The following is a 22,537-nucleotide window of genomic DNA, read 5'->3' on the forward strand; positions in this document are numbered from 1 at the left end:
CCGCCACGACCGTCACCCTGCCCCCGCGCGCCGCCCGCCACGGCGGCCGCACCGACGTCCTGGTCGTCGGCGGCGGCCCGGCCGGCACCGCGGCGGCGTACGCGGCGGCCGACGCCGGCGCGGACGTGGTGCTGGCGGAGCGGTACGGCTTCCTCGGCGGCAACGCCACCGTGGCGCTGGTCATGCCGCTGATGTCGTTCCACAACGAGCGGAAACAGGCCGTGTTCGACGCGGGCGGAGCAGCCGGCCGGCTGCTGCCCACCGACCACGGCGAGGGCGAACCGGTGGTGGCCGGGTTCCTGTGGCTCCTGCTGGACCGCCTCACCGCGCGCGGCGGCTGTGTCCCGCCGTCCCCCGACACCGGCTACACCGTCCCGTTCGACCCGGAGCTCTACAAGCTCGTCCTCCTCGACCTGCTCGACGAGACGGGCGTGCGCCTGCTGTTCCACTCCTTCGCCTCGGCCGCGCTGCCCCTCGACGACGGCTGGCGGGTAGTGTTCGAGACCAAGTCGGGGCCGGTGGTGATCGATGCCGCGGTCGTCGTCGACGGCACCGGGGACGGCGACATCGCCGCCGCCGCGGGGGCGCCGTACGAGATCGGACGGCCGGAGGACGGGCTAGTCCAGCCGATGACACTGATGTTCCGCGTCGTCGACTTCCTCCAGCCGCGTTTCAACGCCTACGTCGCCGAACACCCCGACCAGTGGCGGGGCGTCCACGGACTGTGGGACCTGGTCCAGGAGGCCACCGAGGCGGGCGAACTGCGTCTGCCCCGCGAGGACATCCTGCTCTTCAGCACCCCGCACCCCCGCGAGGTCAGCGTCAACAGCACCCGGGTCACCCGCGCACTCGGCACCGACGTGTGGGACCTCAGCCGCGCCGAGTACCTCGCGCGCCGCCAGATGGACCAGATCGACCGCTTCCTGCGCCGCCGCGTCCCGGGATTCCACACGTCGTACGTGGCACAGAGCGGAGTGCAGATCGGCGTCCGGGAGACCCGCCGCGTCCTCGGCGACTACCACCTCACCGGCCATGACATCCTCGCGGCGCGCTCCTTCCCCGACGCCGTCGCGCACGGCGCCTACCCGGTCGACATCCACAACCCCCGAGGCAGCGGCACCGTCCTCAAACGCGTCCCGCGCGGGCACTTCTACGACATCCCCCTGCGCTGTCTGCTGCCCAGGGACACCGACCGGCTGCTCGTCGCCGGACGCTGCATCTCCGGCTCACACGTCGCGCACTCCTCCTACCGCGTCATGCCCATCGCCATGGCCACGGGCCAGGCGGCGGGAGTCTGCGCCGCCCTGTCCGTCCGGCTCGGCCGCAGCCCCCGCGAGGTCCCCCACCACCTCGTCCAACGCGCACTCGTCCGACAGGGCGCCCACCTGCGCCTGGAGCCCCGGGACCCCGCGCCGCAGCATCCCTGACGACGACGCCCCCGAGTGCCGGCGCCGGGAGCGTGCCGCCTAGTCTGCGGACATGACGTCGCAGGCATACCTCTCCGAACTGTTCTCGCTGGAAGGCCGGGTCGCCGTGGTGACCGGGGGCAGTTCCGGCATCGGGCGGGCCATCGCCGAGGCCCTCGCCCGAGCGGGCGCGAGCGTCGTGGTCGTGGCCCGCAGGGAGGCGGAACTGGCGGCCACGGTCGGGGAGTTGGAGGCGCAGGGCGGCCGGGCGGCCTGGGTCGGTGCCGACCTCGGCACACGTGACGGGGTGCGAGCGGCGGCCGAGGGGGTCGTCAAGGCGTTCGGTGAGCCCGACATCCTCGTCAACTGCGCCGGGATCAACCTGCGGCCGCCGATCGGCGAGCTGGGCGAGGACGTCTGGGACACCACGATGGCCGTCAACCTGGAGGCGCCTCATCTGCTGGGGCAGCGGTTCGGCCCCGGCATGGCCGAGCGGGGCTTCGGGCGGATCATCCACATCACCTCCCAGCAGGCGCACCGGGCGTTCGTGCAGAGCGGTGCCTACGGCGTCTCCAAGGGCGCGCTTGAGTCGCTGGCCCGTTCCCAGGCCGAGGCCTGGTCGCCGTACGGCGTCACCTGCAACACGCTCGTGCCGGGCTTCGTGATGACGCCCCTCAACACCCGTCTGTCGTCCGACCCCGAGAAGGTGGCGGCGCTCGCCGCCCGCACGATGGTCGGGCGCAACGGTCTGGCCGAGGACTTCGCCGGCGCGGCGGTGTTCCTCGCGAGCCGGGCCTCCGCCTACGTCACCGGGCAGTCGATCTTCGTGGACGGCGGCTTCTCGGTGCACTGAGCCCGCCAGGAAGCCCCCGTGCGGTCCGTCAGCGCAGATCGAGCCGCATCAGGATCCGGGGGTGACCGGCCAGCACGGAGGTGGTGTCGGCGGCGTGCACGAAGCCGGCGCGTTCGAAGTTCCTGCGGATCCCGGCGTAGGCCATCGTCAGGTCGACACGGGCGTCACCGTTGTCCAGGGGGTACGCCTCGATCGCCGGGGCGCCCCGGTCGCGGGCGAAGTCGACCGCGCCGGCGATGAGGGCGTGCGTGATGCCCTGCTTGCGGTGGCCCGGGCGGACGCGGATGCACCACAGCGACCACACCGGCAGGTCGTCGACGTGCGGGATCTTGCGGTTGCGTGCGAAGGACGTGGCCGAACGCGGCGCCACGGCCGCCCAGCCGACCGGTTCGTCACCGTCGTAGGCGATCACCCCCGGAGGGGGATCGGCGCGGCAGAGTTCCGCGACGTACTCACCGCGGGCCGGCCCCACCAGCTCCCGGTTCAGCTTCGACGGGATCCGATAGCTCAGACACCAACACACGCTGGCCGTGGGTGACTTCGGGCCGACCACCGCACGGACGTCCTCGAAGACCGAGGCCGGGCGAACTTCTATGGCCATGGCACCACCATGTCACGGAACACGGCGGCCTACGGGCACGGCGGCCCCGCCGCTCACGCGGTGGCGTGGAACGCCTGGAGCATCTCGGCGGCCCGGGACTCGGGGATCCGGGCGAAGTCCTCGTACCACTCGCCGACCGTGTGCAGCGACCGGGGCTGTTCGAGGCAGACGAGGTCGTCGCACTCGGGGCGGAGCGCCGCCGTCGTCCGGGGGCTGCCGACGGGCACGGCGAGTATCAGGCGGGCCGGGCCGTGGCGGTGCAGGAAGCGGAGCGCCGCCGTGGCGATCAGGCCGGTGGTCAGGCCGTCGTCGACCAGGACGACCGTGCGGGCGTTGATCGACGGGAGCGGGCGGTGACCGCGGTAGACCCGCTCGCGGTGGTGCAGCTCGCCCCGTTCGCGGGCGACGACGTCGCCGAGCCGGTCCTCGGACAGATGCATCATGGCCAGGCTCTGCCGGTCGTACAGCGGCGGATCGTCGGCGACGATCGCCCCGATCCTCGTCTCCGGGCTGATCGGTGTGGTGATCTCGCGCGCCACCAGCACGTCCAGCGGGGCGCGCAGCGCACGGGCCACCTCGGCGGCGACGGGCACCCCACCGGGCGGCAGGGCCAGCACGAGCGGATTGACCAGATCACCGGAGTCGGCCCACTCGACCAGCCGCAGGGCGAGCTCCTGCCCGGCGTGGGTACGGTCGCGGAATGCCACGGCGCGCTCCTCCCTCGAAGATCGGCGCAGGCGCCGAGTTCCCGACGGGCGGCCGGTGAAACGGGTCAGGGCGGCCCTCGCGGAGGGGTTCGCGCACACCGGCCGCGGCGCTGTGTGTGGCCCGCCTCCGGGTGGGTACTGCGGCGCGCATGACCGACATCGAACTCAAGAGCTCCGCGTTCCACGATCACGAGATGATCCCGCGTCGGCACGCCTGGGAGGGCGAGAACCTCTCCCCGCCGCTGGCCTGGTCCGGAGTGCCCGACGAGGCGGTGGAGCTGGCCCTGCTGTGCGAGGATCCGGACGCGCCGTCGGGGACGTTCGTCCACTGGCTGGTCACCGGCATCGACCCGCACACGCAGGAGCTGCCCGCCGGCCGTACGACCCCGGGCAGCCACCCGCACACCAACGGCTTCGGGGAATCGGGGTGGGGCGGCCCGCTGCCGCCGGTCGGCGACGACGCACACCGGTACTTCTTCCGCCTGTACGCCCTCCCCGCCCCCGTCTCCATCCCGGAGGCGCCCACGGCCGTCGAAGCCCACCGGGTCCTGGACGACCAGCAGCTGGCCAGCGGAACCCTCGTCGGCCTCTACCAGCGCTGAGCGCGGACCCGGGCCCGTTCACCCGGTGCGCCGGGCTGCGTTCCGGCCGCGCAGAGCGCATGGTGGTGTCATGAGCACGCGTCCCCCCGTGGTGGTGCTGCCGCCGGCGTCCGACGGCGGGCGCCAGGTGACGATCCGCGGCGAGCCGACGGGCACCGCGTACAACCTGTTCGACGTGATGGACCTGGTGCACCGCGCGGGCCTGCCCGGCAAGGACCGGGCCGTCGACGACCCCGAACTGATCGAGTGGCGCGGCGGCGGGCCCTACGACTGGAACGCCCCGGAACCGCCCGATACGCCGGACGAGTGAACGCGTGCGGTGCCACCCGGGTCAGTAGGACCGCAGGCCCGCCGCCCGGTCCGGGTCGGGGTTGAACCGCGCGTGGTAGCTCTCCGGCGGCGCGAGGTAGCTCACCGGCAGCCCGCCGGTGTCGATGACGATCTGGTCCACCGCGATGCCCGGGTCGACCATGAAGATCCGCAGGACATGCTCGCCCGGCTCGTCCACCGTCACCCGGGCGGTCAGCTTCTCGACCCCGTCCTCCACGTTGCGGGCCCAGGCGTCACCCCGGTTGCCGGTGGCGACGGACTGGCCCGTGAGAACGGCGGCTGGCTGCTCGTCGAGCGCGACGGCCAGCCGGCGGTGGCCGCGCTCGTCCAGGGACGGCAGCCGGAAGACGGTGACCGGGAAGGTGCCGGCGACGTCGAAGCGCACCCGGTAGCGCAACTCCGGCGCCCTGGTGGCGAAGTCGGCGGTCACCGAGGCCGCGGTCGTGGGCACCGCCTCCAGAGCGCCCGTACGGCGCCCCAGCCCCCGCACCTCACGCCACCCGGCCCCGCCGCGCGCCACCCGACGCTCCGTGTGCACGGCGTCGATCGAGACATACCCGTGGGCCGCCACGAACCCGCGTGCCCGCCGACGCGCCCGCTCACCGTCGTCGACCACCCGCAACGGCACCTCGATCCGCCGCCCGGCCCCGCTGACGGCGACCATGGCGTCCTCGTGCGTCCCCTCGGGCAGCCGCGCCCAGTCGATCTCCACCCACACCCGGGTCTGCTCGGTGAGAGAGCCTCCCGCGGAGCTCAGCAGCACCCACGGGTGGCTCGCCTCGGCCGACCAGTCGAACGGCAGGAAACCGGTGTTGAAGACGTCGAGGAAGCGTCGGTCCCGGGTGTAGGAGGAGAAGGACAGCGGGCGGCCCGCCCCCGTCTCGTTGCCCTCGGCCGCCACGCCCAGACCCGAGGTCTCCTGCCGGGCGATCCGGGTGACGGCCGGGCGGCCCGGCGCCTTCGGGATCTGGGAGGGGTACGGGTTGACGATCCCGTTCCACTTCCCGCCCGCCACCTCGGTGTTGTACCGCCTGGTGAGCGCCGCCTCCTCGGCGTGGGCCGCCTCGGCCAGCTCGGCGAAGCGGTTGGTCCCGGCCCCGCGTCCCTGCCGCACCGCGAGCGCGTTGCGGTCCGCCCAGTAGTACTTCAGGTTCATCAGGTACGCGCCGTGCACGGGGTATTCGACCAGCTCGAAGAAGGCGTCCCGGAACTGCTCGGGCACCTTGGCCCCCACCGCCCGCACCCGCGCGAGGAGCTGCTCGTACGCGGCCGTCCGCCGGCCCGCCTCGTCGCCGTGGTGGATCACCGAGAACACCCCGGGGTCGATGAACTCCGGGCGCCGCTCGGCCGCGAGCCGGTAGTACTCGCCGCGGATCGCTGCGATCTCCCGGCCGTACCGCCGGCCGAACTGCCGTCCCGACCACTCGGCCAGGAAGTCCCCCACGTCGTCGGCGCCCCACCGGTCCACGTCCCAGGCCATGTCCATGCTGAACGACAGACCGGTCTCGATCGACTTGACGTCACCGACGTTGAAGATCCACATCCGGTCGACGCCGTGCTCGTACACCCGCCGCAACTCCTGCCATACCTTGGCGAGTTGGGTGGTGTCCAGCCACAGATAGCTCTTCGGGCGGCCCCAGTAGGACAGGTGGTAGTAGATGCCGTTGCCGCCGGCCCGGCCCCGCTCGGCGTCGTTCGGCAGCTGGCGCATGTTGCCGTGGTTGTCGTCCGGCCAGATCAGCGTGATGTCGTCGGGGACCTGGACACCCGCGTTGTACAGCTCCAGGACCTCCTTGTACGGGATGAAGATCTGCGGCTCGGCCGCCGCACCGACCTCCTCGGCGAGGATGCGGCGCTGGTCGGCGATGATGTCGTTCATCACCGCGACCTTCTCCGGGACGGTGGTGGCGTACTTCGTCTCCAGCGCGCTGTCGTGCAGCCCGCGCATCCCGATCGTCCAGCTGCTCTCGTACGACGCGTTCTGTCTCGCCCGGGCTCTCCAGTAGTCGGAGATGACGGCCGGGTTCACCGTGTAGTCGTACACCGGCAGGGTGCCGTCCGCGCCCCGGTGCTCCTCGGCCCACGGCTCCCACTCATGGACGCCGTTGCGCAGCAGGGCCTCGGGGTGGCTGGAGCCGACGACGATGCCGTAGCGGTCGGCGAGTTCGGGGTTCTCGCGGTGCTTGTTGAAGAAGTCGGAGTACGGGTGCATCGCCGGCCAGAGGTAGTTGGCCTTGAGGCGCAGGAGCAGTTCGAAGACGCGCTTGTAGGTCTCGGGGCCGATGTTCTTGTCCGGCTCCTGGGTGCGGTGCGACCAAGTGGTGAGGTTCTGCTCGTCGTTGATGAAGACACCCCGGTAGCGCACCGACGGCTCGTACCGCTTGAGCGGACCGGCGGGCACGGTCACCGTGTCGCGGCGGGGCACGGGGACGTCGGCCCACCAGTACCAGGGGGAGACGCCGATGCGCTCCGAGGTGTCGTAGACGCCGTAGACCGTTCCGCGCCGGTCGCTGCCCGCGATCACCAGCGCCCGCTCGACCCCGGGCAGCGGACGCTCCACGACCTGCGTCACGGACGCCTCCCAGCGCCCTTTCACCCGCCTGACGTCCAGCCGCCCCTGGGCGACGAGCCGGTCGAGGACCGGACTGGCGCCCAGCGTGCCCACGAGCACAAGGCCCGCCGTCGCCGTCTCCGGCAGCGTGTGCCGCAGCACCGGCCGGACCCCGCTGACCCGCTCGACGTCCGCCTGGAGATCGCCGGCCGCGCGGATCACGGCCGGGTCGTCCGCCGTGTCGACGTAGAGCTCGACGGCGGTGCCGCCCTGTACGAGCGGGAAGTCGGGCCGGTCCGCCGCGGCCCGGGCGGACGTGGGGAGGACTCCGGGGAGCAGCGGGGCGGCTCCTGCGGCGGCCATCCCTCGCAGGAAGGCCTTGCGGGTCCACGGCCGGTCCGGGAGGGGCAGGGGGTGGGGGGTGTCGTGGTGCGGCACGTGACGCTTCCTTTCCGCGCATGACGGGGGGCGTGGTGCGAGGGAACGACGTGACGTGGTGCGAGAGAACGAGGGAACGACGTGAGCGTGCGTGCGTTGGCATGCGCAGGCTAGAAAGCGCTTGCCGTCCGGAACCCTAAGCCAGTCCCGTCCGAGCGGTCCAGCCCCGTGAGACGTCGGCCGGCACACGAGCACCTGGTGTGTCCGGTACCGGCGGGCGGGGTACGCGGCGACGGACGGAAGGGGAGACCCATGCAGTTCCGTGACCGCAAGGAGGCCGGGCGGGAGCTGGCGGAGCAGCTGCGCGTCCGGCAGGAGAAGGGAGTCCTTCCGCATCCCGTGGTCCTCGCGCTGCCCCGGGGCGGTGTCGCGGTGGCCCAGGAGGTCGCGCGGGCGTTGGAGGCCCCGCTGGACGTGCTCGTCGTACGCAAGATCGGGGCGCCGTTCCACGAGGAGTTCGGGGTCGGGGCGCTCGCGGGTGACGGCCCTCCGCTGTTCGACGAGCAGACCCTGTACCGGCTGGGGCTGAGCGAGGCCGATCTGGCGCCGGTGGTGGAACGGGAGCGGACGGAGCTGCGGCGGCGCGAGGAACGCTACCGGCAGGGCCGGCCGGCTCCGCGACTGCGCGACCGTACGGCCGTCGTCGTCGACGACGGGGTCGCCACCGGCTCGACCGCACGCGTCGCCCTGCGCGCCGTACGCGACCAGGGACCCGAGCGTCTGGTGCTGGCCGTACCGGTGTGCGCGCCGGAGGCGGCCGAGGAACTGCGTCGGATGGTCGACGAGTTCGTCTGTCTGCACCAGCCGCGGCTGTTCAGTGCGGTGGGGGAGTGGTACGAGGACTTCGGCCAGCTGACGGACGCCGATGTGCTGGAGGCGTTGCGGGGTGCGGAAGGGGCGCGCTGAGGGCGGGTTCAAGAGGCGGTGCTGGAGGCGGGCTTGCGCAGGGCGAGCGTGCCGTCCGGGTCCAGGGTGAGATGGGCGCCGTAGCTGACGCGGTCGAGGGTGGACCGCAGCCAGGCGCGGTCCTCGGGCGGGGCGGGTTCGAGACGCATACGGCGGGCTTGCAGGGGCACCATGCGCAGGTCGGTGAGTTCGCCGGTGTCGGCCGCCAGCGTCACGAAGTAGGCGATGCGGAGGTCGTCGCGGTACTGCTCGTACCCGGTGATGCCTTCGTAGTCGTCGATGAAGTCGCCGCAGCCGTGCAGGATCAGCCGGTTCCGGTAGACCTCGACGGGGCGTGGGTGGTGCGAGGAGTGGCCGTGGACGACGTCGGCGCCGCCGTCCACCAGGGCGTGCGCGAAGCGGCGCTGGTCGCGGGGGACGAGGTAGCCCCAGTTGGAACCCCAGTGCACGGACATGACCACGAGGTCGCCGGCCCGCTTCACCTGCCGTATGCGCCGGACCGCTGCGGCGGCCGTGGCGGGCGTCAGCTCGGGCACGTGGGCGACACCGGGCAGGTCGGCCGTCGCCGCCCAGTCCGCGGGGACGCCGCTGGTGCCGGCGCCGAGGGCGAGGACGAGGACACGGCCGCCGTGGGGGAGCGGAAGCGCCACGGGGGCGTACGCCTCCTCGGCACCGCGCCCCGCGCCCACCGTCCGCAGACCCGCACCGTGCAGCACGTCGAGCGTCTCCTCCAGGCCCGCGACGCCGAAGTCCCGCACATGGTTGTTGGCCAGAACGCAGACGTCGGGCCGGGCCACCTCAAGGGCCGGCAGATTGGCCGGATGCATGCGGTAGTGGACCGCCTTGCCGGGCTCGAACGCGTCGCTGCGCGTGATCGACGTCTCCAGATTGACGATCCGCAGGTCCGGGGCGTTCGACTCCAGGACCGACAGCGCCTCGCCCCAAGGCCAGGACGGGTCCACGGGCGCCGGAATCGCGCCGCTCACCGCCTCCGCCATGCTCACGTAGGACCGGGCGTCCGTGACATAACCCTCCCGCAGCACCGGGTCCCCGGGCCGGGCCAGGATCTGGTCGACGCCGCGTCCGAGCATCACGTCACCGCAGACGAACAGCGTGACCGTGCCGCCGCTCATCTCTCAACGGTACTAGGGGGTGTTTGAAGGTCCCGTGCGCGATGGTGGCGCCGCGATACGACGCGCCCCGCGCGGGTACCCCGCACCTGCGGCGCCGGGTGTCGGAGCGTGCCCTGTCGAGAGGTGGGAGGCCGTCATGGAACTGGTCCAGGAAGGTTCCCACCGCTTCCGTGTCGACCCGCACGGCCCGATGCGGGTGCCCGGTGTGGTGTTCGCGTCACGCAAGCTGCTGCGGGACGCCGAGAAGTCGCTGGAGCAGGTGGCCAACGTGGCCACACTGCCGGGCATCGTCGGCGCCTCGTACGCCATGCCCGACATCCACTGGGGCTACGGCTTCCCCATCGGCGGCGTCGCCGCGACCGACGTCGCCGACGGCGGGGTCGTCTCGCCGGGCGGCGTCGGCTTCGACATCTCCTGCGGGGTACGGCTGCTCACCGCCGACCTCGACCGGGACGGCCTCGGCCCGGCGCTGCCCGCCGTGATGGACGGCCTGGACCGGGCGATCCCGCGCGGCGCAGGACCCGGCGGGGTGTGGCACCTGACCGGCCCCGGCCAGCTGGAGCGGATCCTGCGGGGCGGTTCGCGGTACGCGGTGGGGGAGGGCCACGGGGAGGAGCGCGACCTGACGCGCTGCGAGGACGGCGGGGCGGTCGCCGACGCCGACGTGGACCAGGTGAGCGCGCGGGCCCGGGAGCGCGGGCTCGGCCAGGTCGGGAGCCTCGGGTCGGCCAACCACTTCCTGGAGGTGCAGCGCGTCGACGAGGTGTACGACGCGACAGCGGCCGCCGCGTTCGGTATCGCCGTCGGCCAGGTGTGCGTGATGATCCACTGCGGCTCGCGCGGCCTCGGCCACCAGATCTGCACCGATCACGTCCGGCTGATGGACCGCGCAATGGCCCGGTACGGCATCAAGGTCCCCGACCGCCAGCTGGCCTGCACACCGGTCGACTCACCCGAGGGGCAGCGCTACCTCGGCGCGATGGCGGCCGCCGCCAACTACGGCCGCGCCAACCGCCAGCTGCTGTCCGACGCGGCCCGCACCGTGTTCCGGCGCGCCGCGGGAGCCCGGTTGTCCCTGGTCTACGACGTCTCCCACAACCTCGCCAAGATCGAGCCCCACCCGGTGGCCGGAGCGCGCCGCACGCTCTGCGTCCACCGCAAGGGGGCGACCCGCGCCTTCCCGCCCGGCCATCCCGACCTGCCGGACGATCTGCGTGACGTGGGCCAGCCGGTGCTGATCCCGGGGACGATGGGCACCGCCTCGTACGTCCTGGTCGGCGTGGCCGGCGGCGACGCGTTCTTCTCCACCTGTCACGGCGCCGGCCGCGTCCTCAGCCGCCACCGGGCCGCCCGTGCGGTGGGCGGCCGGGAGGTGCGGGCCCGGCTGGAGTCGGCGGGCATCGCGGTACGCCCGCGTTCGCTGCGCGGCCTGTCGGAGGAGACGCCCGAGGCGTACAAGGACGTCAGCGAGGTGGTCGCCGCGAGCGAGGGCGCGGGACTGTGCCGGACGGTGGCCCGGCTGGTGCCGTTGGGGGTGGTGAAGGGCTGAGCGGTGACGTGGGCAGGGGGGTTCACCCGCCGACGGTCACCTCACACATCGACGTCAAACATCCACGGTCACCGCACACGACCACCCGTACGAGTCCGGCCCGATGTGCAGCCCGTGCCATGAGACGCCCTTCGGGGTGGCGCCGGTGACCTCCACGTCACCCAGCTCGGCGAGCGCGAGCCGTACGTCGAGGTCGCCGTCCGTGGTGTCGGCCTCCAGGTCGACGGGCACGCGGCCGTCCACGTCGAGACGGAAGACGACCTCGTCGAGGAGGGCGGTCAGCAGTTCCTCGTCGCTGTTCTCGGCGAGCCGTACCCGCTCCATCGAGGTGGGCCGGACCGCCGTGACGTCGGCGAAGCACTCCACCATGCCCAGTGCTGCCTCCACCAGGCAGCGCTCCCTGCTCACGCCCCACGCCTCGATCCGCACGTCGGCCGTGTGCGGCACCGCCCGGTGGCCGCTTCCGCCGTCGCGCCGGGTCTGGATGTCGTCGTCCGGGTCACCGACCATCGGCATCACCTGATCCGCTCGTGCCGTACGGGCTGTTGGTCCGGGTCAGGCCCGGGCGTCGGGATCCGCGGTTCCGCGGAACGGGGCGACGCGCCGGGTCCCGTGCCGCCGCGGCCTGCCGTGGCGGTGGTGGGTCGCACCGCTCCTCGCCAGGACCAGGCCCAGGCAGAAGACGAGCGCCAGGGCGAGACCCGAGCAGAAGACGGCCAGCGTGTTCATGGTCGCGAGGTCCTGTCCGAGCACCGAGACGGAGTACTCGGGGCCGCCGGAGAGGTTGTCGGCGATGACCAGAGCGGTGAAGGCGCCGCTGGCCGCGAGGAGGAGCAGTCCGAGGAACAGCATTGAGGTCATCTCCCCAGGAGGGTGCTACCCGCGTACGAGTACCCGGGAATCCGGCGGCGCAGACCCATTGACCTTGTCCATCCATGAACATAATCTCCGTCCTCATATGTAGACGACGTCTTCATGTGAGGACCCCGTTCAGCGGGGTGAACGTAAGCGGCCGGCGTTCGAAGGAGAACTGACATATGCCGCTCGTGGTGGTGGGGATCAGCGTGCTGGTCCTGCTCGTCCTGATGACCAGGCTCAAACTGAACGGCTTCGCCGCCCTGCTCCTGGTGGCGGTGGGCGTCGGGCTGGTCCAGGGGATCGGGCCGGAGAAGATCCCGGACGTACTCGCCGAGGGCATCGGTGACCAGATCGGCGACACCATGCTCACCATCGGGCTCGGTGCCATGGTCGGCAGGGTGATGGGGGACTCCGGCGCCGCCCAGCGGATAGCCGGGAGGCTCCTGGCCGTGTGCGGCCCTCGCTGGGTCCAGGTCGCGATGGTGCTGACGGCCATGCTCATCGGCGTGACGATGTTCTACGAGGTGGCCTTCGTCATCATCGTGCCGATCGCCTTCACCCTCGTCCGGGTCACCCGGGCGAACCTGCTGTGGGTGGGGCTGCCGATGTCGATCGCCCTGTCCACCATGCACAGCTTCCTGCCGCCGCACCCCGGCCCCACCGCGGTGTCCGCCACCTTCCACGCCTCCGTCGGACTCACCCTGTTCTACGGCCTGTTCATCGCCGTCCCGGTCGGCGCGTTCATCGCCCTGCTGTGGCCGCGGCTGCCCTTCGTCCGCGCGATGAACCCCTCCATCCCCAAGGGCCTGGTGAGCGAACGGGTCTTCGAGGACGACGAGATGCCGGGCCTCGGCTGGTCGCTGTCCGTCGCGCTGCTGCCCGTGGTGCTGATCGCAGGCGCCGCGGTGACCGATCTGGCGGCCTCCGGCGACAACGGCCCGCTGCACTTCGTCGCCTTCATCGGCTCCGCGCCCATCGCCCTGCTGCTCACCCTGCTCGTGTCCATCTGGGCGTTCGGCCCGCGCATCGGCCGCGGCCTGGCCGAGGTCGGCGCCTCCTGCAAGGAGGCCGCCCAGGCGATGGCGATGATCCTGCTCGTCATCGGCGCGGGCGGCGCCTTCAAGAACGTCCTCGTCGAAGGCGGCATATCCGACTACATCAAGGACGTCACCGACGGCTGGTCGATCTCCCCGATCGTCCTGGCCTGGCTGATCGCGGCCATCCTCCGGGTCGCCCTCGGCTCCGCGACCGTCGCCGTCGTCACCGCCTCCGGCGTCGCCCTGCCCCTGCTCGCGGGCAGCGGCGTCCACCCCGAGGTGATGGTGCTCGCCGTCTCCTGCGGCTCGATCGCCTTCTCCCACGTCAACGACCCGGGCTTCTGGATGTTCAAGGAGTACTTCAACCTGTCCGTCCTCGACGCGATCAAGGCACGCACCACGTACACGACGGTGCTCGCGATCCTCGGCCTCGGTGGCGTACTGGTCCTGGAACAGGTCCTCGACGCCCTCAGCATCTGACCCCCTCACGAGAACGGCCCCCGCCTGCCATGAGCCAACCCGTCGTCACTCGCTTCGCCGTGTACCCGGTCGCCGGCCGCGACTCGATGCTCCTCAACCTCTCCGGGGCCCACGCCCCCTACTTCACCCGCAACGTCGTCGTCCTGGAGGACTCCGAGGGCCGTACGGGCCTCGGCGAGGTCCCCGGCGGGGAGAAGATCACACAGACCCTGCGCGACGCCGAGGCACTGGTCGTCGGCGCGCCGGTGGGCGACTACAACCGCGTCCTGCGGACGATCGAGGCGAGCTTCGCCGACCGGGACTCGGGCGGTCGCGGTGCCCAGACCTTCGACCTGCGCACGACGGTGCACGCCGTCACCGCCGTCGAGTCGGCACTCCTCGACCTCCTCGGCCAGCACCTCGACGTCCCGGTCGCCGCCCTCCTCGGCGACGGCAAACAGCGCGACTCCGTACGGGTCCTCGGCTACCTCTTCTACGTCGGTGACCCGGACCGCACCGACCTGGACTACGCCCGCGACCCCGACGCGGCCGTCGACTGGTACCGCGTCCGGCACGAGGAGGCCCTGACCCCCGAGGCGATCGTCCGCCAGGCCGAGGCCACCTACGACCACTATGGCTTCCGCGACTTCAAGCTCAAGGGCGGAGTACTGCCGGGCGCGGAGGAGGTCAAGGCCGTACGGGCGCTCAAGGACCGCTTCCCCGAGGCACGGATCACCCTCGACCCCAACGGCGCCTGGTCCCTGCGCGAGGCCGTCGAACTGTGCCGCCCGCTCCTCGGCACCCTCGCCTACGCCGAGGACCCCTGCGGGGCGGAGGACGGCTACTCCGGGCGCGAGATCCTCGCGGAGTTCCGCCGGGCCACCGGACTGCCCACGGCCACCAACATGATCGCCACGGACTGGCGGCAGCTGACCCACGCCCTGGCCCTGCAGTCGGTGTCGATCCCGCTGGCCGACCCGCACTTCTGGACCATGCGGGGCTCGGTGCGCGTCGCCCAGCTGTGCAACGCCATGGGCCTGACCTGGGGCTGCCACTCCAACAACCACTTCGACATCTCCCTGGCGATGATGGCCCACTGCGGCGCGGCCGCACCCGGCGAGTACAACGCCCTGGACACGCACTGGATCTGGCAGGAGGGACACGAACGGCTCACCGTGCGGCCCCCGAGGATCACCGACGGCGAGGTCGCCGTACCGGACACGCCCGGACTGGGAGTCCGCCTGGACCGCGACCGGCTCCTCGCCGCGCACGAGCTGTACCGGGAGAAGGCGCTCTCGGGCCGTGACGACGCCGTCGGCATGCGGTACCTGATCGACGACTGGACCTTCGACGCGAAGCGGCCGTGTCTCGTGCGCTGAGCCAGAGGGTGAGCTCAGGACGCGTCGCGCCCGGTGTCCGGCGTGGGCTCGGTGACCGCGATCGTGCCCTGGGCCACCGCGCACAGGGTCTGCGTGCCGTCGACGTCGACCGTCGTCAGATCGCACCGGCACACCGCACGGGTGCGGCCCGCCCGGATCACCCGGGCATCGGCGCGCAGGGTCGCGCCCTTGGCGGGGCGCAGGAAGTCGATGGTGAACCCGGCGGTCATCACGCCGGGACCGACCGCGGCACCCGCGGCGAACGACAGCGCGTTGTCCGCCGCGTAGCCGAGCAGGCCGCCATGGGCGAAGCCGTGCTGCTGGAGCAGATCGTCGCGAAGATCCAGTTCGAGTGTCGCCGCACCGTCGCCGAAGGCCGTCAGTCTGGCGCCCAGCAACACGCTGAGGGGCTGGGCGGCCAGCACCTTGCGGGCGAGGGCCAGGTCGAGAGAGCCGCGGGGGTCATGGGAGTCGAGCGGGTCGTCCACGTGCGCACCTCACTTCAGTAGTGAAGTGAGGATGGCGCCGCGCCTTCCCGTCTGTCAACATCGGTCCATGCCCGAGCCCGATCAACGCCTCTTCTTCCTGCTCCAGCGGGCGGCGCACCAGCTGCGCACCGCCTCCGACCGCCGCCTGCTGGCCGCCGCCGGGATCACCACGGCCCAGCTCGGCGCACTGTTCGCGGTCCGCGACGAGCCGGGGATCACCCAGCAGGAGCTGGCCCGCACCCTGGGGCTGCGCGAGTCCGCCGTCACCGGGCTGGTCGGGCGGCTCACCGCGGCCGGGCTCGTCGCCAAGCGGGCGCATCCGCGCGAACACCGGGCCGTGGTGCTGGAGTTGACGGGCGACGGTGCCGCCGCGCTCGACGCCGCGCAGCCGGAGGTCGACCGTTTCAACGCGCAGGCGCGGGCGTTGCTCGGAGAGGACGGGTTCACGCGGACGTCGGAGGCGATGCGGGCACTGGCCCACTGGGAGCGGTGACGCGGGGGAGGGCGGCCGGCTTCAGTGGCCCCTCCGTGATCGGCGCCCGGCCTTTCCCGCGTCCGGCTGCCGTCCCGTACCCCCGCCACTATCGTGAACCCATGTACTCGACGCGGGTCTCCTGGCATGTGAACGCCTCACGCGAGGCCGTCTACCGGGCGCTGCTGGACGCGGACGCCGTCGAGAAGTGGCGGGTGCCGGACGGCATGACCGGGCATGTGCACGCGTTCGAGGGGCGGGAGGGCGGGGCGTTCCGGGTCTCGCTCACCTATGACCTGCCCACGGGCACCGGGAAGTCGGACGCGCACACCGACACCTACCACGGCCGCTTCGTGAAGCTCGTGCCGGACGAACAGGTCGTCGAGGAGGTCGAGTTCGAGACCGACGACCCCGAACTGCGCGGCACCATGACGATGACCACCACCCTCACCGAAGCCGACGGCGGCACGGACGTGCTCGTCGTGCACGAGGGAATCCCCGATGTCGTGCCCGCCGCGGACAACGAGACGGGCACCCGCATGGCGCTGGCCAACCTCGCCCGGCTCGTCGAGTCCGCGTCCCGCTGATCACCTCGCATTGCGTGATCTTTGCCTGGGGTTCGCCGGGCGTACGAAAGCGCTCGCTTCCATGCTGATGTATGGACAACGAACTGCTGTCAGGGCTGCGCGTCGACTACACCGACCAGGACGACCCCGTACTGGTCCGGCCGGACGGCAGCCCCGTGGACACCTGGCGGGAGAACTACCCCTACGAGCAGCGCATGGAGCGCCCCGAGTACGAGTGGCACAAGCGGCTCCAGCAGATCGAACTGCTGAAGCTCCAGAGCTGGATCAAGGAGTCCGGCCGCCGGCTCGTCGTCGTCTTCGAGGGGCGGGACGCGGCCGGCAAGGGCGGCACGATCAAACGCTTCACCGAGCATCTCAACCCGCGCGGCGCCCGGGTCGTGGCGCTGGAGAAGCCGACCGAGCGTGAGCGCGGACAGTGGTACTTCCAGCGCTACGTCGAGCATCTGCCGACCGCCGGCGAGATCGTGCTGTTCGACCGGTCCTGGTACAACCGGGCCGGAGTGGAGCGGGTGATGGGCTTCTGCACCGACGACGAGTACCGGCGCTTCATGCGGCAGGCGCCCGCCTTCGAGCGGATGCTGGTGGACGACGGCGTCGACCTGGTCAAGTTCTGGTTCTCGGTGTCCCAGGGCGAGCAGCGCACCCGCTTCACCATCCGCCAGGTCGACCCCGTACGGCAGTGGAAGCTCAGCCCCATGGACCTGGCCTCCCTGGACCGCTGGGAGGACTACACCGCCGCCAAGGTCGCCATGTTCCACGAGACCGACACCGAGCACGCGCCCTGGACCGTGGTGAAGAGCAACGACAAGAAGCGGGCCCGCGTCGAGGCCATGCGCAGCGTGCTGGCCCGCTTCGACTACTCCGACAAGGACGAGGAGGTCGTCGGCGTCCCCGACCCCCGGATCGTCGGCGCGGCGGCGGGCCTGCTGGAGGCGGGGGAGGACTGACCAACGCGGGGGCCCGGCGGGGACGGCAGTCTAGCCGCGCGGCAACACCGTGACGCGACGGAAGTTGCACTCGCCCCCTGCCGTGCGCCCGGCCGGGGAGGGACGGTTCTGATGAGCCTTGAGGGCGGCGCTGACCAGGCTCATCAGCAGATCGACGTCCGTGTCGCAGTCGAGGTGCACGGTCACCCAGTCCGAGCCGGGGACCAGCCGGATCGCGGTCGACTCCTGGAGATCGTCGTGGAACCGCCCGATGGCCCCCGCCGTCAGGTGCAGGTCCACATCCCGGTCCGAGTGGAAGTGCACGATCTCGCTGTGGACGGAGCGCAGTGCCCGCCCTGCGCCGCAACTGGCCGAGCCCGAACTGAGGTCGGGCCAGACTTCCAGTTGTTCCATGGCGCGCTGGGCCAGTGTCATGTCCCCATAGTCACCCGATCATCGCCCCGCAACCAGAGGTTGAGCGATTCGTAACCGGTGCGTGAGGTACCTCTCAGCCACCACCTGGCCCTGGACCTAGTCCGGCGGCGTCGGGGTGTCGTGCGTCCGGTACATCGCCTGTACGTCCAGCTCCAGCTGGACCGTGGGTCCGACCACCGCGATGCCGCGCGCCAGCATGCTGCGCCAGTTCAGGGTGTAGTCCTCCCGGTGCAGCTCCGCCTTGGCCAGCGCCGCGCACCGCAGTTCCTCGCCGTAGCCGCCGTTGACCGACCCCAGGTAGGTGGTGTCCAGCTCGACGGAGCGGCTGATCCCGTGCATGGTCAGGGAGCCGTGGAGCGTCCACTTGGTTCCGCCGCGGTAGGCGAACCGTGTACTGGTGAAGTCGATGTAGGGGTAGCGCTCGACGTCCAGGAAGTCGCCGGAACGCAGGTGGTTGTCCCGGGTGTTGTTGCCCGTGGTGATGCTCGCGGCCTCGATGCGCACCGACACCCGCGAGGCGGCCATGTCCTGTTCGACGCGTATGCCTCCGGTGAAGCGCTCGAAGCGGCCGTGCACATGGGCCATGCCGACGTGCTTGGCGATGAACCGGATCGCCGTGTGCGGCGGGTCGAACAGCCAGGTGCCCGGCGCCGGCAGGTCCAGCTGTCGTCCCGACACCAGCTGGACCCGCGCCGTGGGGAGCGTCGTACCGCCGACGACGTCCACGGTCTCCTGATGCGGGGTCAGGCCCTCGGCCGTGATCCGCAGGCCGTAGCGGCCCGGCGGAAGCGCCGCGCAGAACAGCCCGTACGGATCCGTCGTGCCCCGCACCACGACCTCGTGCGAGTCCATCGCCGTCACCGTCACCTCGGCGCCCCGCATCGGCAGACCCACCGGGTCCACGACCTCGCGGCCCACGCCGCCGGCACCGGACGGCACGGGGAATCCGGCGACGGGCACCCCCCGGGAACGCCGACTCCTGAGCAGTCCGAGGGGCATGACCATCACCTTTCTTCGGGGGGAATGTGGGGGGGGAGGAAAAGGGGCTTACGGCAGGGCGGTGCTCGGCGCCGCGCCCTCGTACGCCGCCCGCAGCAGGGCGAGCACACCGTCGGCCGTGACCGGGCGCGGATTGGCGTACGCCTGGCCCGCGGTCTGCGCGGCCGCTGTCGCCAAGTCGGCTTCCGCGAGGCCCAGTTCGGCGAGCGAGCGGGGCGCGCCGAGACGTCCGGCCAGTTCCCACAGGGCCGTCGGCGCGTCGTCGGTGTCCAGGGCACGGGCCACGGCGGCGACCGCGGCCGGGGCGGCGGGCGCGTTGTGGGCCAGGGCGTACGGCAGCACCACCGTGTGCGTCTCGGCGTGCGGCAGCCCGAAGGTGCCGCCCAGCACATGGCACAGCTTGTGGTGCAGGCCCATCGTGGTGGCGCCCAGACAGGACCCGCACAGCCAGGCCCCGTACAGCGCGCGAGCGCGGGCGTCGAGCGAGGCCGGTTCCCCGGCCACGTCCGCGAGCGCCCGCGCCATCGCCCGTACGCCCTCCTCGGCCATCAGCGCCACCAGCGGCGAGGTGTCCGGGGCGTACAGGGCCTCGACGGCGTGCGCGAGCGCGTTGACGCCGCTGGTCACGGAGAGCGGAACCGGCAGGGAGAGGGTGAGTTCGGGATCGTAGACCACGCTGCGGGGCAGCACCTTCGGGTCGCGGCCGGTGCGCTTCACGCCGTGCTCGGTCAGGCCCCAGACGGGTGTCATCTCCGAGCCGGAGTAGGTGGAGGGCACCGCGACCAGCGGCAGCCCGGTGCGCAGGGCGACGGCCTTGCCCAGCCCGATCGACGAGCCGCCGCCGACCGCCACGCACCCGTCGGCGCCCGCCGCGCGAGCCGCCTGGACGGCCACGTCGGCGACCTCGACGGGGACGTGCATCCGGGCCCGGTCGTGCACGCCGACGCAGACCGGGCCGAGCGCGTCCGCGACCGCCCGCGCGGTGTCCGCGCCGCGCTGCCCGCACACCACCAGCACCCGCCGCAGCCCCAGCCGCGCCACCTCGCCCGGCGTCGCCGACACCGCGGCGCCGGCCCGGAAGACCACCCGCACGGGCCGTGACTCGTAGGAGAAGTCGAGGGCGTCCGTCATGACGGCTCCAGCACGAGGTCGAAGCGGGCGTGCCGGAAGGGGTTCGCCACGTCGAACTCCCGTGCCGCCGAAGGGTCGTCGACCGGGGCGAAGTCGGTGACGAGGCCCGGCTTCACCGCGAACACCGCGTCCGAGTCCAGGTACTCGCTGCCCGCGACGAAGATGTGCGTGGTGACCGGCGTGTGCCCCGGCGCCGAGGCGATGAAGTGGATGTGCGCGGGCCGGTAGGGGTGCCGTCCGGTGGCCCGCAGCATCCCGCCGACCGGCCCGTCCGTCGGGATCGGATACGGGCTCGGCACACACGTACGGAACCAGAACCGCCCCTCGTCGTCCGCGGTGAACAGCCCGCGCCCGTTGCCCGGCGGCTGTACGTCCGGCCGCTGCACGTCGTAGAAGCCGTTCCCGTCGGCCTGCCACACGTCGACGACCGCGCCCGGCAGCGGGTCGCCGTCCCGGGACCGCACCCGCCCGCTCACCACGCACGGCTCGCCGCCGCCCACCAGGTCGATGTCCGCGCCGAGCTCGCGTACCGGCGACTCGGTCATGTGGAAGGGGCCCAGGACCGTGGACTCGGTGGCGCCGGGGCCGTGCCGGTCGTTGATCGTCTCGACGAGCATCGACAGCCCGAGCACGTCCGACAGCAGGATGAACTCCTGCCGGGTGTCCGTGCACATCCGCCCGGTCGCCGTCAGGAACCCGATCGCCCGCTCCCACTCCTCCTGCGTCAGCCGCGACTCCCGCGCGAAGGCGTGCAGATGCCTGACCAGCCCGGTCAGCAGCTCCCGCAGCCGCGGGTCCGCCGTGTCCCGCAGACTGGCGACGACCTCGTCGGTGACCGTCTCTGGCGTGTCGCCGGTCATGTCGGCTCCTTCCCCGGCCCCTGGTTTCGGGCGCCCATCTCAACCGTGCCCGAGAATCCGCCGCAGCGCGTCGGTGAGCAGTCGTTCGGCGTCCTCGGCCGCGTCGGCGTGCCGGAACGCCACATACCCGTCGGGGCGTACGAGGAGGGCGCCGGCATCGGAGATCTCGCCGAGCCGCGCCCAGTCGCCGTACGGGTCCTCGTACTCCTGGCCCGGTCCGACGACGACCGTGGCGATGTCGAGGGGCTGGGCCTCGGCGGCCCGCAGCCATGCCTCGCCGCCGATGCCGGTGAGCAGCGTGAAACGGCCCTTGCCGACGGTGTCGAGGGTGGACAGGGTCCGGGTCCCGGAGGTGATCCAGGCGTGCGGGAGCTTGGCGCCGGGGCGGGAGGTGGGCTGGTGGTGCAGTTCGGGGTCGTGGTCGAAGCCGGGGTCGGGTGTGCCGTCGGGGACGACCGCTGCGGAGGCGTAGCGCTGGTTGAGGTCGACGCCGTGCGCGTTGAACTCGTACACCTTGAAGGCGATGGCCTCGCGCAGCGCGGCCCGCTGTCGCGCGGCGGCCTCGGTGGCGTCCTTGCGGGCGGCGATGTTGGCCCACAGCCGCTCGGGCGTCTGCGGCGAGAGCCCGTCGAGCGCCTCGAAGATCGGGGCGGTCTCGGCGATGGACCGGTTGGCGCGCGTCACGATCTGCTTGCCGACCGGCGCGCGCTCGACGGTGTAGCTGTCGAGGAGCGCCGGCGAGGCGACCCCGTCCAGCACCAGCTTCAGCTTCCAGGCCAGGTTGTAGGAGTCCTGGACGGAGGTGTTGGAGCCGAGCCCGTTGGACGGCGGATGCCGGTGCACGGCGTCACCGGCACAGAAGACCCGGCCGTTCGCGTAGGTCTCGGCGTACATCTCGTTGACCGTCCACGCCGAGGACGACTTGATCGTCACCGGTATCTCGTCGTCGCCGATCAGCTGCCGTACGACGGACAGCGCGTACTCCTCGGTGAGGTCGGGGGCGCCCGCGCTCACGTCGTAGCCCCACACGATCAGCCACTCGTTCCAGGGCCGCACACAGCGCACCAGGCCCGCACCGATGCCGCCGACCGTGGCGCCGGGCGCGAGGACCCAGTACAGGGTGGAGGGCCGATGCGCGGTGTACTTGCTCAGGTCGGCGTCGAAGACGATGTTGATGCTGCCCGCGACACCCATCTGCCCGCCCATCGGCAGCCCGGCGTCCTCGGCGACCTTGGACCGGCCGCCGTCGGCGCCGATCAGGTACTTGGCGCGGACGGTGTACTCGTCGCCGCGCAGCCGGTCCTCGACGGTGACCGTGACGCCGGCCTCGTCCTGCGCGAAGGACTTGTAGACCGTGCTGAACCGGAAGTCGGTGCCCCGGGCGATGGCCGCGTTCACCAGCACCGGCTCCATCAGGTGCTGCGGCATGTCGCACATGCGGGTCGGGCTGGCGAGCTCGTGCGCGGCCTGGACCAGCGGGTCGTTGCCCCAGGAACGCACCCGGCCGAGCTCGTCACCGGCCAGACTGGTGCAGAAGGTCGTGTTGCCCATCAGGTGCTGGGGCGTCGCCTTGGCGATCACCTCGTCCTCGACGCCGAGATCGCGCAGCACCTCCATGGTCCGCTGGTTGGTGATGTGCGCCCGGGGCGTGTCGGCGAGGCTCGCGTACCGGGTGACGACCATGTTGCGCACGCCGTAGGTGCTCAGGGCGAGCGCGGCCGACGCGCCCGCCGGGCCGCTCCCCACGATCAGGACGTCGGTCTCGACAACGGTGTGCACGACAAGCTCCAGGAGATGAGACACGAAGACGAGGCGGGAGACGCGTACGGA

General features: G+C 72.0%; 23 protein-coding genes. 11 read left to right on the forward strand and 12 right to left on the reverse strand.

All coding sequences use genetic code 11. The features are described 5' to 3' along the window. A partial coding sequence (locus tag L0P92_RS19305; protein WP_234764001.1) for an FAD-dependent oxidoreductase occupies positions 1 to 1,427 on the forward strand: 1,427 nt, incomplete at its 5' end. A gap of 52 nt (positions 1,428 to 1,479) precedes the next feature. Then, entirely contained in the window at positions 1,480 to 2,259 is a 780-nt protein-coding gene (locus tag L0P92_RS19310) for an SDR family NAD(P)-dependent oxidoreductase (protein WP_234764002.1), read from the forward strand. A gap of 28 nt (positions 2,260 to 2,287) precedes the next feature. Here L0P92_RS19310 and L0P92_RS19315 read toward each other — a convergent pair whose 3' ends face one another. Both L0P92_RS19315 and L0P92_RS19320 read right to left on the reverse strand, forming a co-directional pair. Further along, positions 2,288 to 2,860, reverse strand: a complete 573-nt coding sequence (locus L0P92_RS19315; protein ID WP_234764003.1) for a GNAT family N-acetyltransferase — start codon at positions 2,858 to 2,860, stop codon at positions 2,288 to 2,290. 53 nt (positions 2,861 to 2,913) lie between these two features. Further along, positions 2,914 to 3,567, reverse strand: a complete 654-nt coding sequence (locus L0P92_RS19320; RefSeq protein WP_234764004.1) for a phosphoribosyltransferase — start codon at positions 3,565 to 3,567, stop codon at positions 2,914 to 2,916. Positions 3,568 to 3,716: 149 nt separating this feature from the next. On the opposite strand from L0P92_RS19320, the gene L0P92_RS19325 reads away from it, so the two are divergent. Both L0P92_RS19325 and L0P92_RS19330 read left to right on the forward strand, forming a co-directional pair. Then, complete coding sequence (locus L0P92_RS19325) at positions 3,717 to 4,169, forward strand: YbhB/YbcL family Raf kinase inhibitor-like protein (protein WP_234764007.1); 453 nt, start codon at positions 3,717 to 3,719, stop codon at positions 4,167 to 4,169. Between the two features lie 70 nt (positions 4,170 to 4,239). Continuing rightward, the gene (locus L0P92_RS19330) at positions 4,240 to 4,479 is read left to right on the forward strand and encodes a hypothetical protein (protein ID WP_234764008.1); all 240 of its coding nucleotides are present in this window, start codon (positions 4,240 to 4,242) and stop codon (positions 4,477 to 4,479) included. Positions 4,480 to 4,500: 21 nt separating this feature from the next. On the opposite strand, the gene L0P92_RS19335 is transcribed toward L0P92_RS19330, so the two are convergent. Continuing rightward, a complete protein-coding gene (locus L0P92_RS19335) occupies positions 4,501 to 7,413 on the reverse strand; it encodes a glycosyl hydrolase 115 family protein (protein ID WP_234764059.1) in 2,913 nt (970 codons plus the stop codon). A 327-nt stretch (positions 7,414 to 7,740) separates the two neighbouring features. Between L0P92_RS19335 and L0P92_RS19340 the strand changes: the two genes are divergently transcribed. Further along, positions 7,741 to 8,394 carry a phosphoribosyltransferase gene (locus L0P92_RS19340; RefSeq protein WP_234764009.1) on the forward strand — a complete coding sequence of 218 codons (654 nt, stop codon included), beginning with the start codon at positions 7,741 to 7,743 and terminating at the stop codon, positions 8,392 to 8,394. 8 nt (positions 8,395 to 8,402) lie between these two features. Here L0P92_RS19340 and L0P92_RS19345 read toward each other — a convergent pair whose 3' ends face one another. Continuing rightward, positions 8,403 to 9,527 (reverse strand): CapA family protein, encoded by a 1,125-nt coding sequence (locus L0P92_RS19345; RefSeq protein ID WP_234764011.1) that lies wholly within the window; start codon positions 9,525 to 9,527, stop codon positions 8,403 to 8,405. A gap of 136 nt (positions 9,528 to 9,663) precedes the next feature. Here L0P92_RS19345 and L0P92_RS19350 point away from each other — a divergent pair, with 136 nt between their 5' ends. Continuing rightward, positions 9,664 to 11,076 carry an RtcB family protein gene (locus L0P92_RS19350; protein WP_234764012.1) on the forward strand — a complete coding sequence of 471 codons (1,413 nt, stop codon included), beginning with the start codon at positions 9,664 to 9,666 and terminating at the stop codon, positions 11,074 to 11,076. Positions 11,077 to 11,130: 54 nt separating this feature from the next. Here the strand turns inward: L0P92_RS19350 and L0P92_RS19355 are convergent, their stop codons facing one another. Beyond that, the gene (locus L0P92_RS19355; RefSeq protein ID WP_234764014.1) at positions 11,131 to 11,586 is read right to left on the reverse strand and encodes an archease; all 456 of its coding nucleotides are present in this window, start codon (positions 11,584 to 11,586) and stop codon (positions 11,131 to 11,133) included. Positions 11,587 to 11,631: 45 nt separating this feature from the next. Then, on the reverse strand, positions 11,632 to 11,937 hold the full coding sequence (locus tag L0P92_RS19360; protein WP_234764016.1) for a hypothetical protein: 306 nt from the start codon (positions 11,935 to 11,937) through the stop codon (positions 11,632 to 11,634). A 176-nt stretch (positions 11,938 to 12,113) separates the two neighbouring features. On the opposite strand from L0P92_RS19360, the gene L0P92_RS19365 reads away from it, so the two are divergent. Together L0P92_RS19365 and L0P92_RS19370 are read left to right on the forward strand one after the other, a co-directional pair. Then, positions 12,114 to 13,451, forward strand: coding sequence for a gluconate:H+ symporter (locus L0P92_RS19365; RefSeq protein ID WP_234764018.1), 1,338 nt, complete (start codon positions 12,114 to 12,116; stop codon positions 13,449 to 13,451). Positions 13,452 to 13,480: 29 nt separating this feature from the next. Then, on the forward strand, positions 13,481 to 14,809 hold the full coding sequence (locus L0P92_RS19370; protein ID WP_234764021.1) for an enolase C-terminal domain-like protein: 1,329 nt from the start codon (positions 13,481 to 13,483) through the stop codon (positions 14,807 to 14,809). A gap of 14 nt (positions 14,810 to 14,823) precedes the next feature. On the opposite strand, the gene L0P92_RS19375 is transcribed toward L0P92_RS19370, so the two are convergent. Next, the gene (locus L0P92_RS19375; protein WP_234764023.1) at positions 14,824 to 15,297 is read right to left on the reverse strand and encodes a PaaI family thioesterase; all 474 of its coding nucleotides are present in this window, start codon (positions 15,295 to 15,297) and stop codon (positions 14,824 to 14,826) included. A 67-nt stretch (positions 15,298 to 15,364) separates the two neighbouring features. Here L0P92_RS19375 and L0P92_RS19380 point away from each other — a divergent pair, with 67 nt between their 5' ends. From L0P92_RS19380 to ppk2, 3 genes are all read left to right on the forward strand, one after another. Continuing rightward, positions 15,365 to 15,790, forward strand: a complete 426-nt coding sequence (locus tag L0P92_RS19380) for a MarR family winged helix-turn-helix transcriptional regulator (protein ID WP_234764024.1) — start codon at positions 15,365 to 15,367, stop codon at positions 15,788 to 15,790. A 101-nt stretch (positions 15,791 to 15,891) separates the two neighbouring features. Then, on the forward strand, positions 15,892 to 16,356 hold the full coding sequence (locus L0P92_RS19385; protein WP_234764025.1) for an SRPBCC domain-containing protein: 465 nt from the start codon (positions 15,892 to 15,894) through the stop codon (positions 16,354 to 16,356). 71 nt (positions 16,357 to 16,427) lie between these two features. Beyond that, positions 16,428 to 17,303: a polyphosphate kinase 2 gene (ppk2, locus tag L0P92_RS19390; RefSeq protein WP_234764026.1), complete on the forward strand. Its 876-nt coding sequence runs from the start codon at positions 16,428 to 16,430 to the stop codon at positions 17,301 to 17,303. Between the two features lie 30 nt (positions 17,304 to 17,333). Here the strand turns inward: ppk2 and L0P92_RS19395 are convergent, their stop codons facing one another. The 5 genes from L0P92_RS19395 to L0P92_RS19415 all read right to left on the reverse strand — a co-directional run bounded on the left by L0P92_RS19395 (position 17,334) and on the right by L0P92_RS19415 (position 22,486). Continuing rightward, entirely contained in the window at positions 17,334 to 17,717 is a 384-nt protein-coding gene (locus tag L0P92_RS19395) for a luciferase domain-containing protein (RefSeq protein ID WP_234764027.1), read from the reverse strand. Positions 17,718 to 17,813: 96 nt separating this feature from the next. Next, the gene (locus tag L0P92_RS19400; RefSeq protein ID WP_234764029.1) at positions 17,814 to 18,716 is read right to left on the reverse strand and encodes a YceI family protein; all 903 of its coding nucleotides are present in this window, start codon (positions 18,714 to 18,716) and stop codon (positions 17,814 to 17,816) included. Between the two features lie 48 nt (positions 18,717 to 18,764). Further along, positions 18,765 to 19,847, reverse strand: a complete 1,083-nt coding sequence (locus L0P92_RS19405) for a maleylacetate reductase (RefSeq protein WP_234764031.1) — start codon at positions 19,845 to 19,847, stop codon at positions 18,765 to 18,767. Beyond that, complete coding sequence (locus L0P92_RS19410; protein ID WP_234764033.1) at positions 19,844 to 20,707, reverse strand: intradiol ring-cleavage dioxygenase; 864 nt, start codon at positions 20,705 to 20,707, stop codon at positions 19,844 to 19,846. The genes L0P92_RS19405 and L0P92_RS19410 overlap by 4 nt, the downstream gene beginning before the upstream one ends. Before the next feature lie 39 nt (positions 20,708 to 20,746). Continuing rightward, positions 20,747 to 22,486, reverse strand: a complete 1,740-nt coding sequence (locus tag L0P92_RS19415) for an FAD-dependent oxidoreductase (RefSeq protein WP_234764035.1) — start codon at positions 22,484 to 22,486, stop codon at positions 20,747 to 20,749. Between the last annotated feature and the right edge of the window lie 51 nt (positions 22,487 to 22,537).

Origin of the sequence: Streptomyces muensis, from assembly GCF_021474425.1 — a bacterium.
GTDB classification, from domain to species: Bacteria; Actinomycetota; Actinomycetes; order Streptomycetales; family Streptomycetaceae; genus Streptomyces; species Streptomyces muensis.

Bases quoted from the DNA above. Each gene is read 5' to 3' on its own strand.
- L0P92_RS19310 (WP_234764002.1), top strand. From the start codon at position 1,480: ATGACGTCGCAGGCATACCTCTCCGAACTGTTCTCGCTGGAAGGCCGG.
- L0P92_RS19315 (WP_234764003.1), bottom strand. From the start codon at position 2,860: ATGGCCATAGAAGTTCGCCCGGCCTCGGTCTTCGAGGACGTCCGTGCG.
- L0P92_RS19325 (WP_234764007.1), top strand. From the start codon at position 3,717: ATGACCGACATCGAACTCAAGAGCTCCGCGTTCCACGATCACGAGATG.
- L0P92_RS19330 (WP_234764008.1), top strand. From the start codon at position 4,240: ATGAGCACGCGTCCCCCCGTGGTGGTGCTGCCGCCGGCGTCCGACGGC.
- L0P92_RS19335 (WP_234764059.1), bottom strand. From the start codon at position 7,413: ATGGCCGCCGCAGGAGCCGCCCCGCTGCTCCCCGGAGTCCTCCCCACG.
- L0P92_RS19340 (WP_234764009.1), top strand. From the start codon at position 7,741: ATGCAGTTCCGTGACCGCAAGGAGGCCGGGCGGGAGCTGGCGGAGCAG.
- L0P92_RS19345 (WP_234764011.1), bottom strand. From the start codon at position 9,527: ATGAGCGGCGGCACGGTCACGCTGTTCGTCTGCGGTGACGTGATGCTC.
- L0P92_RS19350 (WP_234764012.1), top strand. From the start codon at position 9,664: ATGGAACTGGTCCAGGAAGGTTCCCACCGCTTCCGTGTCGACCCGCAC.
- L0P92_RS19355 (WP_234764014.1), bottom strand. From the start codon at position 11,586: ATGGTCGGTGACCCGGACGACGACATCCAGACCCGGCGCGACGGCGGA.
- L0P92_RS19360 (WP_234764016.1), bottom strand. From the start codon at position 11,937: ATGACCTCAATGCTGTTCCTCGGACTGCTCCTCCTCGCGGCCAGCGGC.
- L0P92_RS19365 (WP_234764018.1), top strand. From the start codon at position 12,114: ATGCCGCTCGTGGTGGTGGGGATCAGCGTGCTGGTCCTGCTCGTCCTG.
- L0P92_RS19370 (WP_234764021.1), top strand. From the start codon at position 13,481: ATGAGCCAACCCGTCGTCACTCGCTTCGCCGTGTACCCGGTCGCCGGC.
- L0P92_RS19380 (WP_234764024.1), top strand. From the start codon at position 15,365: ATGCCCGAGCCCGATCAACGCCTCTTCTTCCTGCTCCAGCGGGCGGCG.
- L0P92_RS19385 (WP_234764025.1), top strand. From the start codon at position 15,892: ATGTACTCGACGCGGGTCTCCTGGCATGTGAACGCCTCACGCGAGGCC.
- ppk2 (WP_234764026.1), top strand. From the start codon at position 16,428: ATGGACAACGAACTGCTGTCAGGGCTGCGCGTCGACTACACCGACCAG.
- L0P92_RS19395 (WP_234764027.1), bottom strand. From the start codon at position 17,717: ATGACACTGGCCCAGCGCGCCATGGAACAACTGGAAGTCTGGCCCGAC.
- L0P92_RS19400 (WP_234764029.1), bottom strand. From the start codon at position 18,716: ATGCCCCTCGGACTGCTCAGGAGTCGGCGTTCCCGGGGGGTGCCCGTC.
- L0P92_RS19405 (WP_234764031.1), bottom strand. From the start codon at position 19,847: ATGACGGACGCCCTCGACTTCTCCTACGAGTCACGGCCCGTGCGGGTG.
- L0P92_RS19410 (WP_234764033.1), bottom strand. From the start codon at position 20,707: ATGACCGGCGACACGCCAGAGACGGTCACCGACGAGGTCGTCGCCAGT.